Origin of the sequence: Frigidibacter sp. MR17.14, assembly GCF_037095735.1 — a bacterium.
In the GTDB taxonomy this organism is placed as follows: Bacteria; Pseudomonadota; Alphaproteobacteria; order Rhodobacterales; family Rhodobacteraceae; genus Frigidibacter.
Map to the genome: position 1 here is coordinate 1 of NZ_JBAWKD010000016.1, position 15360 is coordinate 15360.

General features: G+C 70.2%; 14 protein-coding genes, 1 pseudogene and 1 riboswitch. Of the genes and pseudogenes, 5 read left to right on the forward strand and 10 right to left on the reverse strand.

The window, feature by feature from the left end; genetic code table 11:
- Positions 1-285: hypothetical protein (locus tag V8J36_RS20885; protein ID WP_336469256.1), on the forward strand; the 285-nt coding region annotated here is incomplete at its 5' end.
- Positions 286-322: 37 nt separating this feature from the next.
- Here V8J36_RS20885 and V8J36_RS20890 read toward each other — a convergent pair.
- The 5 genes and pseudogenes from V8J36_RS20890 to V8J36_RS20910 form a co-directional block, all read right to left on the reverse strand.
- Positions 323-646, reverse strand: a pseudogene (locus V8J36_RS20890) (IS3 family transposase); the annotation flags it as partial.
- A gap of 49 nt (positions 647-695) precedes the next feature.
- Complete coding sequence (locus tag V8J36_RS20895) at positions 696-1517, reverse strand: ABC transporter ATP-binding protein (RefSeq protein WP_336469257.1); 822 nt, start codon at positions 1515-1517, stop codon at positions 696-698.
- Positions 1514-2575: a FecCD family ABC transporter permease gene (locus V8J36_RS20900; RefSeq protein WP_336469258.1), complete on the reverse strand. Its 1062-nt coding sequence runs from the start codon at positions 2573-2575 to the stop codon at positions 1514-1516. The genes V8J36_RS20895 and V8J36_RS20900 overlap by 4 nt, the downstream gene beginning before the upstream one ends.
- Positions 2572-3531 (reverse strand): FecCD family ABC transporter permease, encoded by a 960-nt coding sequence (locus tag V8J36_RS20905; protein ID WP_442902521.1) that lies wholly within the window; start codon positions 3529-3531, stop codon positions 2572-2574. Before V8J36_RS20905 ends, V8J36_RS20900 begins: the two co-directional genes overlap by 4 nt.
- A gap of 50 nt (positions 3532-3581) precedes the next feature.
- Entirely contained in the window at positions 3582-4556 is a 975-nt protein-coding gene (locus V8J36_RS20910) for an iron-siderophore ABC transporter substrate-binding protein (RefSeq protein WP_442902522.1), read from the reverse strand.
- Between the two features lie 258 nt (positions 4557-4814).
- Here V8J36_RS20910 and V8J36_RS20915 point away from each other — a divergent pair, with 258 nt between their 5' ends.
- Positions 4815-6941, forward strand: coding sequence for a TonB-dependent siderophore receptor (locus V8J36_RS20915; RefSeq protein WP_336469261.1), 2127 nt, complete (start codon positions 4815-4817; stop codon positions 6939-6941).
- A gap of 3 nt (positions 6942-6944) precedes the next feature.
- On the opposite strand, the gene V8J36_RS20920 is transcribed toward V8J36_RS20915, so the two are convergent.
- The 5 genes from V8J36_RS20920 to V8J36_RS20940 form a co-directional block, all read right to left on the reverse strand.
- Positions 6945-7823 (reverse strand): helix-turn-helix domain-containing protein, encoded by an 879-nt coding sequence (locus V8J36_RS20920; RefSeq protein WP_336469262.1) that lies wholly within the window; start codon positions 7821-7823, stop codon positions 6945-6947.
- A gap of 394 nt (positions 7824-8217) precedes the next feature.
- The gene (locus V8J36_RS20925) at positions 8218-8982 is read right to left on the reverse strand and encodes an ABC transporter ATP-binding protein (protein ID WP_336469263.1); all 765 of its coding nucleotides are present in this window, start codon (positions 8980-8982) and stop codon (positions 8218-8220) included.
- The gene (locus V8J36_RS20930; RefSeq protein ID WP_442902520.1) at positions 8979-10049 is read right to left on the reverse strand and encodes a FecCD family ABC transporter permease; all 1071 of its coding nucleotides are present in this window, start codon (positions 10047-10049) and stop codon (positions 8979-8981) included. Before V8J36_RS20930 ends, V8J36_RS20925 begins: the two co-directional genes overlap by 4 nt.
- Entirely contained in the window at positions 10046-11059 is a 1014-nt protein-coding gene (locus V8J36_RS20935; protein ID WP_336469264.1) for an ABC transporter substrate-binding protein, read from the reverse strand. Before V8J36_RS20935 ends, V8J36_RS20930 begins: the two co-directional genes overlap by 4 nt.
- Positions 11060-11226: 167 nt before the next feature.
- Positions 11227-11442, reverse strand: a riboswitch (cobalamin riboswitch).
- Between the two features lie 98 nt (positions 11443-11540).
- A complete protein-coding gene (locus tag V8J36_RS20940) occupies positions 11541-12482 on the reverse strand; it encodes a LysR family transcriptional regulator (RefSeq protein WP_336469265.1) in 942 nt (313 codons plus the stop codon).
- 89 nt (positions 12483-12571) lie between these two features.
- Here V8J36_RS20940 and V8J36_RS20945 point away from each other — a divergent pair, with 89 nt between their 5' ends.
- Genes V8J36_RS20945 through V8J36_RS20955 form a run of 3 tightly spaced genes read left to right on the forward strand, consistent with a single transcriptional unit; the run spans position 12572 to position 15352 of the window.
- Complete coding sequence (locus V8J36_RS20945) at positions 12572-13126, forward strand: TRAP transporter small permease (protein ID WP_336469266.1); 555 nt, start codon at positions 12572-12574, stop codon at positions 13124-13126.
- A complete protein-coding gene (locus V8J36_RS20950) occupies positions 13123-14400 on the forward strand; it encodes a TRAP transporter large permease subunit (protein WP_336469267.1) in 1278 nt (425 codons plus the stop codon). The genes V8J36_RS20945 and V8J36_RS20950 overlap by 4 nt, the downstream gene beginning before the upstream one ends.
- A gap of 13 nt (positions 14401-14413) precedes the next feature.
- The gene (locus V8J36_RS20955; protein WP_336469268.1) at positions 14414-15352 is read left to right on the forward strand and encodes an amidohydrolase family protein; all 939 of its coding nucleotides are present in this window, start codon (positions 14414-14416) and stop codon (positions 15350-15352) included.
- The last annotated feature ends 8 nt before the right edge of the window (positions 15353-15360 follow it).

Here is a 15360-nt window from a genome sequence, read left to right on the forward strand (position 1 = left end):
AGCCCCACAGTGGTAATCTCCGACATGACCGCCTCCCCAAATGGATTGTTGCGATCCCACCTTGGCACGTCGATGCCGTCGGGGGGCGGTTACATCATCAATGCCCTCCAGCACCTCCATGCAGAACTCTGTGTCTCCCTCGCCATGGTCCTCCGACCGGTGGCGGACCATGGCTCGATGTTCGATAGCCGCCAAGACAGCACCCGGCGCGTCGCACGCGCCATGGTCCTCGGACCGATGGCGGACAACGACGCGTTCCATGATCGCGACGAGGTAAAGGAATGAGCCATCGAGGCGCCATCGGTCCGAGCTAGATGCGAATGCGCCGCATGGGACTGTAGGTGATGTCCGCGCACCAGACCTGGTTCGGGCGCTCGATCACCAAGTCCCTGAGCAGATAGGGATACTTGCGGTGCTCCGGATGGGGCACCGTCGTGCGCGGGCGCTGATAGACAGCGCGCAGGCCCATTCTCGCCATCAGGCGCCGGACGCGCTTGCACCCGACGCAGTAGCCGTCCTTCGGGCTTACGCGGCCCCACAAAGGCCACGGTCCCTCCGGACTGCGCAGATGCCGCGCCATCTGGCATCTGCCGTAGAACGGCGCCTCCATGAATGGCGCATCGATCAGCTTCATGAGCGCGAGGTTCAGCGGTGTCTAGATCCTGCCCGGCCCATGACCCAAGCCGATCGGCTGATCACGGCGTGCGGTCGGACGCACGGCGCCCGGTGGGGCTGCGGCTGCAGGGGATGATCATCGGCCGGCCGGTCAGCGGGTCCGGCATCACCAGCGCCTCGAGCCCGAAGACCTCGCGAACCATCGCCTCGGTCAGCACCTCGGACGGCGGGCCGGCGGAATGCACGCACCCGGCCCGCAGCGCGACCAGCCGGTCGGCATAGCGCGCCGCAAGGTTCAGGTCGTGCAACACCATGACGATGGTGGTGCCGCGGTCCCGGTTCAGCGCAGCGAGCAGGTCCAGAACCTCGATCTGGTGATTGATGTCGAGGAAGGTCGTCGGCTCGTCCAGCAGCAGCACTCCGGTCTGCTGTGCCAAAGCCAGCGCGATCCAGACCCGTTGCCGCTGCCCGCCCGACAGGTCGGTGACGTCGCGCTGGGCCAGCGACCGGGTGCCGGTGGCGTCCAGCGCCTCGGCCACCGCGGCCTCGTCGGCGGCGGTGAAGCCTCCGAACAGGCGCTGGTGCGGATGGCGGCCGTGCCCCACGAGGTCGAGCACGCTGATCCCCTCGGGGGCGATCGGGCTTTGCGGCAGCAGTCCAAGCTGGCGGGCAAGGGCCTTCGGGGCGATGTCGCGGATCGACCGGCCGTCGAGCAGCACCTGCCCGCGGCTGGGCACCAGCAGGCGCGCCAGCGCGCGAAGAAGCGTGGACTTGCCGCAGGCATTCGCGCCGACGATCGCGGTGATCCGGCGCGCGGCGAAATCGAGGTCGATGCCGTCGAGGACGCCGGTCCCGGCATATCCGGCGGCGAGGTTGCGGGTGCGAAGGGCGCTGGCGGTCACAGGGTTTCTCCGGATGCGGAACGGCGCAGGAGCTGCGCGATGAGCCAGGGCGCGCCGAGCACCCCGGTCACGATGCCGACCGGCAGCCTACCCGGCAGGAGCGACTGGCCGGCGATGTCGGCCAGCAGCACCAGCAACGCCCCGGTCAGCGCCGCAGGCAGCAGCAGCGGCCCGTCTCGCCCGACCAGCCGCGCGGCGATCGGGCCGGCAAGGAAGGCCACGAAGGCGATCGGTCCGGTCGCGGCGGTCGCGGTGGCGACAAGGCCGACCGCGGCCAGGATGGTCAGCGCCCGGGCGCGGCCGACCCGGATGCCAAGCGCCGCGGCCATGTCGTCGCCCATGCGCAGTGTCCCGAGATCGCGCGCCCGGGCCGCCAGCAGCCCGCCGCAGGCCAGAAGCGCGGCAAGCAGCGGCAGTGCCTGCTCGATCCCGGCACCATTGAGGCTGCCGGCCATCCAGCGCATCGCCTCTTGCAGCGACCAGGCGGGCGCGCGCGACAGGGTGTAGGCGGTCACGCTCTGGGCCATCGACGACAGGCCGATGCCCACGAGGATCAGCCGCGCCCCGGCGACCCCGCCGCGCCAGCTGAGTGCGTAGATCAGGGCAGCCGTTGCCAGGCCGGCAAGCACGGCGATGATCGAGACCTCGGGTCCGCGCAGCTGGAAGCCGACTATGGCGACCACCGCCGCAGCACCGGCGCCGGCACTGATCCCGATGATGTCGGGGCTGGCGAGCGGGTTGCGCAGCAGAAGCTGGAAGGTCGTTCCGCCAAGGCCGAAGGCTGCCCCGGCCAGCGCCCCGAGCAGAAGACGCGGCAGGCGCAGGTCCAGCAGGGTGAAGGCCGCGGCGCCAAGCCCGGGGTCGTCCGATCCTGCCAGCACCCGCAGCACGGTCGCCGGCGGGTAGACCGTCTGGCCCCAGCAGAGCCCGAACCCGATCGCGCCGAGCAGCGCCAGCAGCAACGCGCCGTTGCGCAGGCTGTGCCGACGCCGGCCGGCCCGGCGGAGCCGGCGCAGCTCCGGGTCGGCGCCGGCAGGTGTCAGGCTTGCCCGGATCATGCGGTGCCGGCCTTTCCCCGGCGCACCAGCCACAGGAAGACTGGTGCGCCGAGAAATGCGGTGAGGATCCCGACGTCGAGTTCACCGGGGCGTGCGGCCAGCCGACCCGCCGTGTCGGCCAGCGTCAGCAGCGCGGCCCCGCACAGCGCGGTCGCCGGCACCAGCCAGCGGTGGTCGGGTCCGAAGATCTTCCGGCAGGCATGCGGCACCACGAGCCCGACGAAGCCGATCGGTCCGCAGGCGGCGGTCGTCGCCCCGCACAGCAGCACCGCGCCGCCCATCGCCGTTGCCCGTGCCAGGGCGACCCGGCTGCCAAGCGCCGCCGCGGCGTCCTCGCCCAGCGCGAGCAGGTTCAGCTGCGGCGTCGTCGCGGCGACCAGCAGCGCGCCCAGTCCCAGCGCCGGCAGCACCGGCAGGATCTGCGGAAGCGTCGCACCGCCGACGCCGCCGATCATCCAGGACTGCACCAGCCCGCCGATGTCGCCGCGGGGCAGGATCACCGCGGTGGTCAGCGAGGACAGCGCGGCCGTCACCGCCGTGCCCGCCAGTGCCAGCCGCAGCGGCGTCGCGCGTCCGCGGATCCCCGCGATCGCGCAGGTCGCGACGGTGGCGATCGCGGCCCCGGCGACGGCACAGGCGATATAGGCGCCCGGTGTCGCGATCCCGGCAAAGGCGAGCCCGAGAACCACCGCCAGCGCCGCCCCGGCGTTGACGCCGAGCAGGCCCGGATCGGCCAGCGGGTTGCGGGTCACGCCCTGCATCGCCGTGCCCGCCAGGGCCAGCGCCGCCCCGGCAAGGCAGGCCAGCAAGGTTCGTGGCAGCCGGCTTGTGACCGCGGCTTCGGCGATCGTGTCCTCGTGTCCGCCAAGTGCGCCCAGGATGTCGCCCCACCCCACAGCGCGGGCGCCGAAGGTGACGGACAGCAGGGCCGCCGCCACCAGCAGCGCGCCCAGCATGCCAAGCCGGGCAAGGCGAGACGGGCCGGGGCCGGTGAGGGCCACGGTGGTCACGGCGCCCCCCGCAGGGCTGACGAAAGCATGTCGGCATAGGCGTCAAGCACCCAGGGCAGCGACAGCGGCGTGGGATTGGCGGCGGTGCCGGTGGGGTCGTTGCCAAGCAGCACCAGTGCGTCACGCTCGACCGCGGGCAGATGCGCGGTCAGGCGGTTCGCCTTCAATCCCTCGCGCAGCGCGGGGCCGCCGTAGCTGACCATCACGTCGACATCGGCCAGCGCATCGATGGTCTCGGCGCTGACCTGGGCCGAGAAGGCCCCCGAGGCCGAGGCGTCGTGCACCATCTGCGGCGAGCCGAGCCCGAGGTCATGGAAGAACCGCACCCGCGCATCGTTGTCGGTATAGAACGAGATCCGGCTGAGATCGTTCGCCGCCAGATGGGTGACGAACAGCGCCCTGCGGCCCTCGAACTCGGGATGGGCGGCGCGGGTGTCGGCGATGCGCGCCTCGAGCCGGGCGACAAGGGCGCGCCCCTCGGCGGCCATGCCCATGCCTTCGCTGTTCATCTCGATCATCTGCCGCCAGCCGGTGGACCACGGCGCGCCCGGCGAGGCGACGACCGGGGCGATGCGGCTCAGGATCCGGTAGTCGTTTTCGCTGAGCCCCGAGTAAGCCGCCAGGATCACATCCGGGCGGGCGGCCGCGACCGCCTCGAAGTCGATGCCATCGCCCTCATCGAACAGCGGCGGGGGCGGCGCGCCCAGGGCCCGCAGCGCCTCGGTCACCCAGGGCAGCAGCCCGTCGCCGTCGTCATCGCCGAAGTTCGCGCGGGCGAAGCCGACGGGCACGACGCCAAGGGCGAGCGGCACCTCGTGGTTGGCCCAGTTCACCGTGGCGATGCGCTGCGGCTTGCTGTCGATCACCGTCGTTCCGAAGGCGTGGTGGATCGTGATCGGATAGTCGTCCGCGCGGGCCTGTGGGGCCGCGAGCACGGCGAGGACGAGGGACGCAAGCCGAAGAAGACGAATGGGGTGCATCGGCCACTCCTTTAGTTGACAGTTTTACTCTCCTTTCCGGTTCCGGGGCGACCGGGTCAACCCCGCGACGCGGCCCGCGCCGCGGTTCTGGATGGAATCCGACAAAAACAGTCGTCTTGTTCAAGACGCGGTCGCGCGCTGTGCCTATATCACGCCGCTGTGACGGGACGCCGGTCCCGCAGCCAGCCAGCCGGAAGACCCCCGATGTCACCGGACAGCCATTCCCGACATCGCAAGGAGTGTTCCGCGTTGACCGCCTGTCTTTCCCTTCCGCCGCGCCACAGGCGCATCGCCCTTCTGCGCGCCGGTTGCGCTGTCCTTGCCCTGTCGGCAGCCGCGCCGCTGCGGGCGCAGGAAGACGACGCGGCGCCCTACCGCCTGTCCCCGATCATCGTCGACGCACGGGGGGCGGCGGATGACGACGCGGCCAGCGTCGTCGCGCAGGAGCTTTGGGTGGGCGGCAAGGTCGCGACCAGCGTGCTGGACACGCCCGCCTCGGTCTCGGTCATCACCCGCAAGGAGATCGAGGCCCGCGCCGCCGTCACCACCGAAGAGGTGCTGCAGTATTCGCCCGGCATCCTGACCGACTACTACGGCACCGACGACCGCAACGACTACTTCCTGATCCGCGGCTTCCAGGCGACGACCTACCGCGACGGGCTGACACTGGGCTCGATGCGGGGCGTGCGTGAGGAACCCCTGGCCTACGACCGCGTCGAGGTGCTGCGCGGCGCGAACTCGACGCTGTTCGGGGCGGCCGATCCCGGCGGCTCGGTCAACTTCGTCACGAAGACCCCGCGTTTCGAGCGCTTCGCCGAAACGGCGCTGACCTATGGCTCGTTCGATCGCGGCGCGGCCACGCTCGATATGGGCGACGTGCTCGATGCCGGGCGCACGCTGGCCTGGCGCTTCACGGCGAAGGTCCAGGACGGAGGGCTGGAATACGACCACTCCAGGGATGACGAGACCTTCCTGATGGGCGGGCTCAGCTGGGAGCCGACGGCCGACACCTCGTTCGATCTGGTCTTCGACTATCTCAAGCGCGACGGCACGCCGAACAGCGGCGGCTATCCGCTGGACCGCGACTACGACCGTGGCGACTTCTTCGGCGAGCCGGATTTCAACTATCATGACGTCGAGCGGCGCAGCGTCACCGCGATGGCCGAGCATCGCTTCGGCGGCGGTCTCAGCCTGAAGGGCAACCTGCGCTACAGCCGGCTGACCGACGACTTCGGCTATGTCTACCTGTACGACTATGCCGGCAGGACCGGCGACAGCCTGCAGCGCTATTACTTCGGCACCGACAGCCGCGCCGAAGAGGTGATCGGCAACGTCCTGCTGCAATACGACGGCCAGTTCGGCACGGTCGACACCAGCACGGTCGCGGGCCTCGAGTTCCGCGAGGCCTCGACCGGAAGCGCGTCGATCTACGGCAGCGCGGCTTCGATCGACTTGTCGAACCCGGTCTACAGCGGCGGACCGGCCGATCCCTATGTCTACGGCACCACCGACAGCGACTATCGGACCCGCTCTGCCTTCCTGCAGCAGAACATCTCGTTCGACGACCGCTTCATCGCGACCTTCGGGCTGCGCCACGACTGGATGGACCTGTCGAGCGCGGGGCAGACCTACGGCGTGGCCTTCGACGACAGCGACGACTTCTCGGAAACCACGATGCGCGGCGCGCTCACCTGGAAGGTCACACCCGAGGTCTCGAGCTACCTGTCCTATGTCGAGTCGGTCGCCCCGCCGACGATCGGCGTCGCGCCGGAGCGTGGCCAGCAATACGAGGTTGGCGTGAAATACGCGCCGTCCGGGCTGAACGCGATCTTCTCGGCGTCGCTCTACGACCTGACGAAGAAGGATGTGACGATCGCGGTCGTGCAGGACAACGGCACCATCGAGCGCGAGACGCTGGGCGAAAGCCGGGTGCGCGGGCTCGATCTCGAGGCCAAGGCCGATCTGACGGACCGCTTCACACTGATCGCGGCCTATTCCCGCATGGACAGCGAGGTGGTCGAGGGCACGCTGCGCAGCGGCACCTCGATCAAGGGCAATGCCTTCGCGACCGCACCGGAACAGGTAGCCTCGCTCTGGGGCACCTACACGCTGCCCGGCGCCGGGACTCGGGGCGACATGACCTTCGGGCTGGGGCTGCGCCACGTCGGATCCTATTATTTCGACGCGGCGAACACGGCGAAATCCTCGACTGCGACGCTGGTCGATGCCTCGTACAGCTATGCCTTCGCGAAGGGGACCGAAGTTGCGCTGAACGTGTCGAACCTGTTCGACGAGCAGCACGTCGTGGGCTCGGGAACCGCGGACTATTACAATCCCGGCCGGGCGCTGAGTCTGACCTTGCGCAAGAGCTGGTAGCGCTCAGCCAAGCCGCCGCGCCCGCAGCCAGGCTGCGGGCGTGGTGCCCTCGTGGCGGCGGAAGACACGCGTCAGATGCGCCTGGTCCGCGAAGCCGAACTGCATCGCCACGTCCGCCAGCACCGCCCCACCGGCCAGCAGCCGGGTCTTGACCATCTCGAGCCTGCGCTGCTGCTGCCAGTGCAGCGGGGTCTGGCCGGTGGTCTTCTTGAAGCTTTTCGCGAACCAGCTGGGCGACAGGCCGACCGCCTCGGCCATCCGCGCGTTGCTCAGCGCGCGGGCCGGATCGTCGCGCAGCAGCGTTGCCAGCCGCCGCATCTGCAGGGGTGTCAGGCCGCCGGCGACCGGTACGGGCGCCCGGTCCCGGTCAAGCAGACCGGCGACCAGCGCGAGCCCCAGCGCCTCTGCGAAGGCATCGGGGCGGGATGGCGCGCAGACCTCGTCCCGCAGCGTGGCCGCGACCGCTGCGAGGCTGCCCAGATCCTGCACCGCCACCGGGCGCGACAGGGCAGGCCCGATCTCGGATCCGGTCAGCGGCGACAGGCAGGCCTCCAGCCAGTCGCGCCGCAGGTGCAGGTCGAGATGAGAGAACCGGTGCTCGGCCCCGAAGCGGGTCCAGAGCGGCAGTCCCGCCGGGACGTAAAGTGCGCGCAGAAGCGGCCGCGGTCCCTCGTCGGCCCCCGCCGAGACCGAGATCTGGGCAGAGACGTCTTCGAAGAACAGCATCACCCGCGGATCGGGCGACAGGTAGTAGCCGGTCGCCCCCTGCTCGCCGCAGGCCTCCCAGTAGACGGCGCACATGCCGTCATAGGATCGCCAGCGCACGGGTGCGGTGCGGCGGATGCCATCGGTGCGGCAGGTCATCGAATGCAGGAAGGCCATGGGGGACCGCGCGGCAACTGTCACTGGGAAGGAGGACGCCTGCCTGGCGCGACCGCTGCTTGGGCGAGCGGCGCTTGGTCTGGGATGGCTGCCCGGTCAGCGCTACGCCAGCAGCCAGAGCCATGCAAGGGCCTGCGCGGGCCCCTGCGCGCGATTTTCGGACTGCGGGGGCCGAGCGCTTGCAGCGCGGCAGAAGCCACCCAGCGGGGGCATGGCCCGGTCACGACGCGCAGTGGCCGGCGGCATTGCATCGTCGGGGCCGGGCTTGTGCCTCAGGTGGCTTCCACCCGGCACTTGGCGGCGCCCGACCTGAGGCCTTTCGCCATCCTCGGCGAGAGAAGGGCCGACCGGCCCGCCGGTTCAGTCGCGTCGCTGCGCACGCGAGGCGCTGCGGTCACGCGATCGGATCGAACCGCAGGTGGCGCGTGCCGTCATCGGGATCGACCAGCGCGCGGGCGCGCACGCCGAACACCCGTTCGAGAAGTGGGGGCGTCAGAATCTCGGCAGGTGCTCCGACCGCCACGAGACGCCCGCCCTGCATCACCCCCAGCCTGTCGCAGCCCATCGCCTGGTTCAGGTCGTGCAGCGCGATGACCGTCGTCAGTCCCAGCCCCGCCACCAGCTGCAGGATCGAAAGCTGGTGCCGGATGTCCAGATGGTTCGTGGGCTCGTCAAGAAGCAGCACCCGGGGTTGCTGCGCGAGGGCCCGCGCGATGTGGACCCGCTGCCGCTCGCCGCCCGACAGGGTGGCCCAGTCGCGCGCCTCGAACCGCTGCATGTCCGTCGCGGCGATGGCGCGGGCGACATGCCGGTCATCCTCTGCCGACCAGGGCTGCAGGGCCGAGAGCCACGGCGTGCGGCCCAGTTCCACCGCGTCCCTGACGGTGATGCGGTCGGCGGTTTCGGCCTGCTGCTGCACGAAGGCCAGCCGCCGCGCCACCTCGCGCGCGCCTAGCCGGCCCAGCGGCGTGCCGTCAAGCAGCGCCTCGCCCCGCGTCGGTCGCGACAGGCCCGCCAGCAGGCGCAGCAGCGTGGACTTGCCGGACCCGTTGGGCCCGATCAGCCCGAAGACTTCGCCGGGCGCGATCTCCAGCGTGACGTCCTGCACGATCCAGTGGCTGCCGCTGCGCCAGCCAAGCCCTTCGCCGCAAAGCCTCATCCGGCGGCCCTGCCGCGGACGAGGATCAGCGCGAAGGCCGGCGCGCCGACAAGGGCGGTCACGACGCCGATCGGAAGCACCTGGCCCGGTACGACGATCCGCGACAGCACGTCGGCCGCGATCAGGAACACCGCGCCGATCAGCGCGGCCAGTGGCATCATCGTGCCATGGCGCGGGCCGGCGAGCAGCCGCGCGGCATGCGGCACGACGAGGCCCACGAAGCCGATCGACCCGGTGATCGACACCAGCGCCGCGGTCGCAAGCGCCGTGGCAAGGATCAGCAGCGCCTGCACGCGCCGCACCGGCACGCCAAGCGCGGCGGCGCTGTCGGCGCCGAAGGTGAAGGCGTCGAGCGCGCGGGTATGCCAGAGCGCGACCACCACGATCAGCACGGCTGCCGGCAGCGCCAATGCGACATCGGGCCAGCGCACCCCCGACAGGTTGCCCATCAGCCAGAAGAGGATCCCGCGGGCCTGCTCGGCATTGGCGGACCGTGCGATCAGGAAAGACGTCAGCGCATTGAAGAGCTGCGAGCCGGCGATGCCGGACAGGATGATCAGCCCCGCGCCCCGCGTCCCCACGCCGCCCCCCGCCGCACGCGCGAGGGCGGCGACGATGGCGAAGGCGGCGACCGCGCCCGCGAAGGCGCCAAGCGACATCGACACCGCCCCGGCGCCGATCCCGGCCACCGCGACCAGCACCGCGCCGGTCGAGGCCCCGGCAGAGATCCCCAGCAGGTAGGGGTCGGCCAGCGGGTTCCTGAGCAGCGCCTGCAGGATCACCCCGCAGACCGCGAGCCCCGCGCCGCAGCCCGCGGCGACCAGCGCCCGGGTCAGGCGATAGGCCCAGACGATCCCGTCATCGATCGGCGCGACGGGAAAGCCCGCGTCGAACAGCCGGTTGGCGAGCACCGCCAACACGGTGCCGGGCGGGATCCGGGTCTCGCCGATGCAGATGCCGCCGAGCACCGCCGCACCAAGGATCAGCGCGGCGCCCGCGAGGCGCCAGCCGAGGCAGCCGATCCGCCCGAGGCCGCGCATCGGCGAGGTGTCGGCGGCAAGGCTCATTGCGACAGTGCCTTCATGCCATCGGTCAGCGCCTCGAGCCCGTCGACGATCTGCAGGGCGGGATGCATCGCCTCGGCGTCGATGATCAGGATGCGGCCGTTGCGCACCGCCGTCATCTGGCTGGTGACAGGGTCGGACTTCAGGAAGGCGAGCTTCTTTTCGTAATCGTCGGCCGGGAAGCGGCGACGGTCCATCTTGGCGATGACCACGACCGAAGGATCGGCCTTGGCGATCGCCTCCCAGCCCACGGTCGGCCATTCCTCGTCGGATTGCACGACGTTGCGCAGGCCAAGCTGGCGCATCATCCAGGCCGGGATGCCGCGCTGTCCCGCGACATAGGGATCCAGATCCATGTCCGCGCTCGAGAACCAGACCACGGCAGAGGCATCCGGCAGCGACAGCGCCTTCGCGGTTTCGACCGCCTTCGCCTCGCGCGCCTTCAGCGCCGCGATCACCTCTGCTCCCTGGTCCTGACGGTCCATGATCGCGGCCATTTCCGCGATCGACTGGTAGAGCGTGGCGATGTCGAAATCGGCGGTGCGGGTGCCGTCCCCGCCCGAGAGGTTGTCCTTGCCGATGCAGTCGGGCGGCATGACATAGGCGGGGATCCCGAGGTCCGCGAACTGCTCGCGGGTGCCGACCGCACCCTGCGGACCGATCATCCATTCGTACATCGTCGGCACGAAGCCGGGCCGCTTGCCGACCACGGATTCGAAGCTTGGGGTGTTGTCGGCGATGCGTTCCACCTTCGCATCCGCCTCGGCAAAGGCGGGCATCACGCTGTTGAACCACAGCGAGGTGCCGGCCATCCGGTCCTCGACCCCCAGCGCGTAAAGCACCTCGGTGGCGGCCTGGCCCACGGTGACGACATTGTCGGGCCGGGCGGGGAAGGTGATCTTGTGACCGCAGTTGTCGAGGGTCAGCGGATAGACGGTCTGCTGGGCGGGTGCCGGGGTGGCGGCCAGCAGCGCAAGGCCGGCGAGGCCGGCGCGAAGCGACGGAAACTGCATCTGGATCTGTCCTGTGATCAGGGTCCGGGACCGCCGGGAAGGGGGGCAGAACCGCGCGCGCGCGGCCGGGCCGGGGCCCGGATCGAGACGGAGAGGGCTCGCGGGATCCCGGGACCACCGCGCATCATCGGCGCGCATCGCTGCTCCTTCCGGGACACCCCGCCCGGGTTGCTGAGGTTGCGATGGCAGGTCTCCTGACTCGCGGGTCGTGGCTTGCCCCGCCTTCCCGCAGCCCTGGGGGCTGCAGTGGCATCGGGGGTCGCTCGCCGCTCACAGTTGCGGGGGCAGTCGCGGGTTCGGCGCCTGATGGCTACACCTCACCGCGTTCCCTTTTCATCCGGGCAGGCTGGGCCGGCCCGGAAACCATCGCCACCGGGATGCCCGACACGCCCGGCCACGTCAAGCGCGGTGATGTCGCCGCGCCGAAACTCGATCGCAAAGCCAGGGCAGCCGTCCCGTCCCGGCCGCGGACCGGGGACGATCAACCGGTGCCGGCATGCGCGAACAGCAGTGATCTGAGCTCGTTCAGCAGGGGCGATGCCGCGCGACCGCGCAGGGTGACCAGCCCATAGGGTTCGAGCCCGCCCGCAAGCTCCACGGGCAGGATCTGAAGGATGCCGCTCGCGACGTAATGCGCCGCCACCATATGCGGCATCACCGCCAGCATCTGGCTGTTCTGCAGCAGCGTCGTCGCCATCAGCATCGAGCCGGTTTCGACGATCGACTCGGGTGCGGGGATGCGTTCGGCACGGAACGTCGCCTCGACCACCTGCCGCAGCGGGCTCGACATCGGCTGCATGATCCAGGCGCGACGGGCCAGATCGCGCAGCGTCAGGCGGCCTTCGGCGGCGACCGGGTTGTGCGCGCCGGCGACGATCGACAGGCCCTCGGGGCTGAGTTCCGCAAAATCGGTCAGCCGAGCAAGGCGCGCCCCCACCCGCCGGCCGATGACGACGTCGAGCCGCCCCTGTTCAAGCTGGGGCATCAGCATGTCGGAGGTGTCGATGGTGATGCTGATCTCGGCCCGGGGGTGGGCCTCTTTCATCCGGGCGACCGCCAGCGCGAGTGGGCCCGCGGCGGCCGCGGTGATCGAGCCGATGGCAAGGCGCCCCTCGGCGCCCGAGGCCAGCGCGGCCAGCGCCTCGCGCAGGTCGCCGAACCCCGACAGCAGCAGATGCGCCTGCCGGATCAGCACCTCGCCATAGATCGTCGGCGTCAGGCCGCGGCGGTTGCGCTCGAACAGCGGCAGACCCAGCGACTGTTCCATTTCGGTCAGCATCTTCGTCGCCGCGGGCTGACTGACGCCGAGCCTCTCAGCCGCCTTGCGCAGGCTTCCCAGATCCTGAAGCGCGACGGCCAGCGACAGCTGCCGCAAGCGCAGGCGGCCCAGCAGTTGGGCGGTCGAGGGCAGAGTGACTGACATAACCACAGGTTATCACAACATAGCCACATTACAATTGACGGATATACCAAATCGCGGCCTTCTCCGCTCAATCATCGGAGGAGGATGGGATGGAGGCTCTGGGAAGGCTCGCGCTTGGCGGGCTGCGGCTGTTCATCGTCGCGGCGCTGGCCGTGATGATCGGGCTCGTGTTCCTGAACGTCGTGCTGCGCTACGGCTTCAACTCGGGCGTCAGCGTGTCCGAAGAGCTGTCGCGGATGCTCTTCGTCTGGCTGATCTTCACGGGCGCGGTGGTGGCGATGTACGACCACAGCCACATCGGCGTAGACAGCCTGCTGCGCCGGATGCCGCGGGGCGGGCAACTGGTCTGCGCGGTGATCTGCGACGCGCTGATGCTGTTCTGCTGCGGGCTTCTGCTGGTGGGAAGCTGGCGCCAGACGGGCATCAACTGGGGCAACCTCGCACCGGTGACCGGTCTGCCGATCGGCCTGTTCCACCTGGCGTCGCTGACCGGCAGCCTCGGGCTGATCGTGGTGATCGCCAGCCATCTCTTCCGGCTTCTGTCGGGCCGCGCGACCGCCGAAGACCTCGTGCAGGTCGCCGAGAGCGAGGACCTGCCGCACCCGGTGCCCGGGTCTGCCGCCGCGGCGGGGGGCAAGCCATGACCGCCGCGCTCTTCATCGGATCCATCCTCGGGTCGATGGCCATCGGCGTGCCGGTCGCCTTCGCGCTGATCCTGTGCGGCGTCGTGCTGATGCTGCAGCAGGGCATGTTCGACGCGCAGATCGTGTCGCAGAACCTCGTCGGGGGCGCCGACAGTTTCCAGCTGCTGGCGGTGCCGTTCTTCCTGGCGGCGGGCGAGTTCATGAACGCGGGCGGGCTGTCGCGGCGGATCGTCGATCTGGCCGTGGGCCTTGTCGGCCACTTCCGCGGCGGCCTCGGCTATGTCGCGATCCTGGCCGCGGTGATCATGGCCTCGATGTCGGGCTCGGCCGTGGCCGACACCGCGGCCATCGGCGCGATGCTGATCCCGATCATGCGGCAGGCCGGATACCGGGTGAACCAGTCCTCGGGGCTGATCGCGGCGGGGGGCATCATCGCGCCGATCCTGCCGCCCTCGATCCCGTTCATCATCTTCGGCGTCACCGCCGGCGTTTCGGTCAAGAAGCTGTTCTTGGCCGGGATCGTGCCGGGACTGGCGATGGCGGCGGCGCTGGTCGCGACCTGGTGGTGGCTCTCGCGCCGGGACGAGACGCTGGTGACCCCCAAGGTCCCGGCGGCCGAGGTCTGGCGGCGGTTCCGCGACAGTCTCTGGGCGCTGGCGATCCCGCTTCTGATCGTCGTGGGCATCAAGCAGGGGATCTTCACGCCGACCGAGGCCGGCGTCGTCGCCGCGGTCTATGCGCTTGTGGTCGGGATGTTCGTCTACCGCGAACTGAAGCCCGCCGATCTCTTCGGGCTGATGTTGAACGCGGGCAAGACCACGGCGGTGGTGATGTTCCTCGTCGCCGCGGCGACGGTGGCGGCCTGGATGGTGACGATCGCCGAGCTGCCGATGATGGTCATCGACCTGCTCGAGCCGCTGATCGACCGCCCGATCCTGCTGATGGCGGTGATCATGGTGGTGATCGTGCTCGTCGGCATGGCGATGGACCTGGTGCCGACGATCCTGATTCTCGCGCCCGTGCTGATGCCGCTGGTCAAGCAGGCGGGCATCGACCCCACCTACTTCGGCGTGATGTTCATCATGAACTGCGCGATCGGGCTGATCACCCCGCCGGTCGGCACGGTGCTGAACGTCATCTGCGGCGTCAGCCGGATCACGATGGACGACGCGGTGCGCGGCAGCTGGCCGTTCCTGCTGGCCTATCTGGCCCTGCTGGCGCTGTTCACGGTTTTCCCGTCGCTGGTCATCGTGCCGATGCACTGGTTCATGTGAGGTGCCCGTTCCCATGCATCTGCCCCCCGACTTCCCGGTCCTCGACGCGCATCAGCACTTCTGGGACCCGGGCGTGAACCACCACCCCTGGCTCTGCGACGAGCCGATGATCCCGTTCCGTTATGGTGACTACAGCGCGATCCGGCGGCGCTTCCTGCCGCCCGACTACCTTGCCGCGGCCGCACCGGTCCGTGTCGTGGCCACGGTCTATGTCGAGACGGAATGGAACCCGTCCGATCCGCTGGGCGAAACCCGCTATATCCACGAGGTCGCCGAGCGTTACGGCTATCCGAACGCGGTGGTGGCGCAGGCCTGGCTCGACCGGCCCGACGCGGCCGAGGTGCTGGCCGGACAGGCCGCGTTTCCGCTGGTGCGCAGCGTCCGCCACAAGCCCGCCGCCGCCGCCACGCCGGATGCGGTCGTGCGGGGGCGCCCCGGCGGCATGGACGACCCGCGCTGGCGTGCGGGTTTCGCGGAACTGGACCGGCACGGCCTGATGTTCGACCTGCAATGCCCTTGGTGGGAGCTTGAGGCCGCGGCGGACCTTGCCGCCGACTTCCCGGACACGACCATCGTGCTCAACCACGCCGGCCTGCCCTCGGACCGCAGCGCCGAAGGGCTGGCGGGCTGGCGGCGGGCGATGGCGCGGCTGGCCGAGCGGCCGAATGTCGCGCTGAAGATTTCCGGGATCGGCCTGCCGGGCCGGCCCTGGACGCTGGCCGAGAACGGCCCGGTGATCCGCGAAGCGATCACCCTTTTCGGCTGGCAGCGCTGCATGTTCGCCAGCAACTTCCCCGTCGACAGCCTCGTGGGCAGCTTCGCCACGATCTTCGACGGCTTCTACGCGGCGAGCGAGGGATACCCGGAGGTCGTCCGCCGCGCCCTGTTCCACGACACTGCCGCCCGGATTTACCGCACCACGGCCCCGGTCGGCGCCAAAACGACGGCCTGACGGCCGAA

Excerpts from the sequence above, each read along its gene's own strand:
- V8J36_RS20900 (WP_336469258.1), bottom strand. The coding sequence starts at position 2,575 with ATGATCCGGGCAAGCCTGACACCTGCCGGCGCCGACCCGGAGCTGCGC.
- V8J36_RS20905 (WP_442902521.1), bottom strand. The coding sequence starts at position 3,531 with ATGCTGGGCGCGCTGCTGGTGGCGGCGGCCCTGCTGTCCGTCACCTTC.
- V8J36_RS20920 (WP_336469262.1), bottom strand. The coding sequence starts at position 7,823 with ATGGCCTTCCTGCATTCGATGACCTGCCGCACCGATGGCATCCGCCGC.
- V8J36_RS20925 (WP_336469263.1), bottom strand. The coding sequence starts at position 8,982 with ATGAGGCTTTGCGGCGAAGGGCTTGGCTGGCGCAGCGGCAGCCACTGG.
- V8J36_RS20930 (WP_442902520.1), bottom strand. The coding sequence starts at position 10,049 with ATGAGCCTTGCCGCCGACACCTCGCCGATGCGCGGCCTCGGGCGGATC.
- V8J36_RS20935 (WP_336469264.1), bottom strand. The coding sequence starts at position 11,059 with ATGCAGTTTCCGTCGCTTCGCGCCGGCCTCGCCGGCCTTGCGCTGCTG.
- V8J36_RS20940 (WP_336469265.1), bottom strand. The coding sequence starts at position 12,482 with ATGTCAGTCACTCTGCCCTCGACCGCCCAACTGCTGGGCCGCCTGCGC.
- V8J36_RS20945 (WP_336469266.1), top strand. The coding sequence starts at position 12,572 with ATGGAGGCTCTGGGAAGGCTCGCGCTTGGCGGGCTGCGGCTGTTCATC.
- V8J36_RS20950 (WP_336469267.1), top strand. The coding sequence starts at position 13,123 with ATGACCGCCGCGCTCTTCATCGGATCCATCCTCGGGTCGATGGCCATC.
- V8J36_RS20955 (WP_336469268.1), top strand. The coding sequence starts at position 14,414 with ATGCATCTGCCCCCCGACTTCCCGGTCCTCGACGCGCATCAGCACTTC.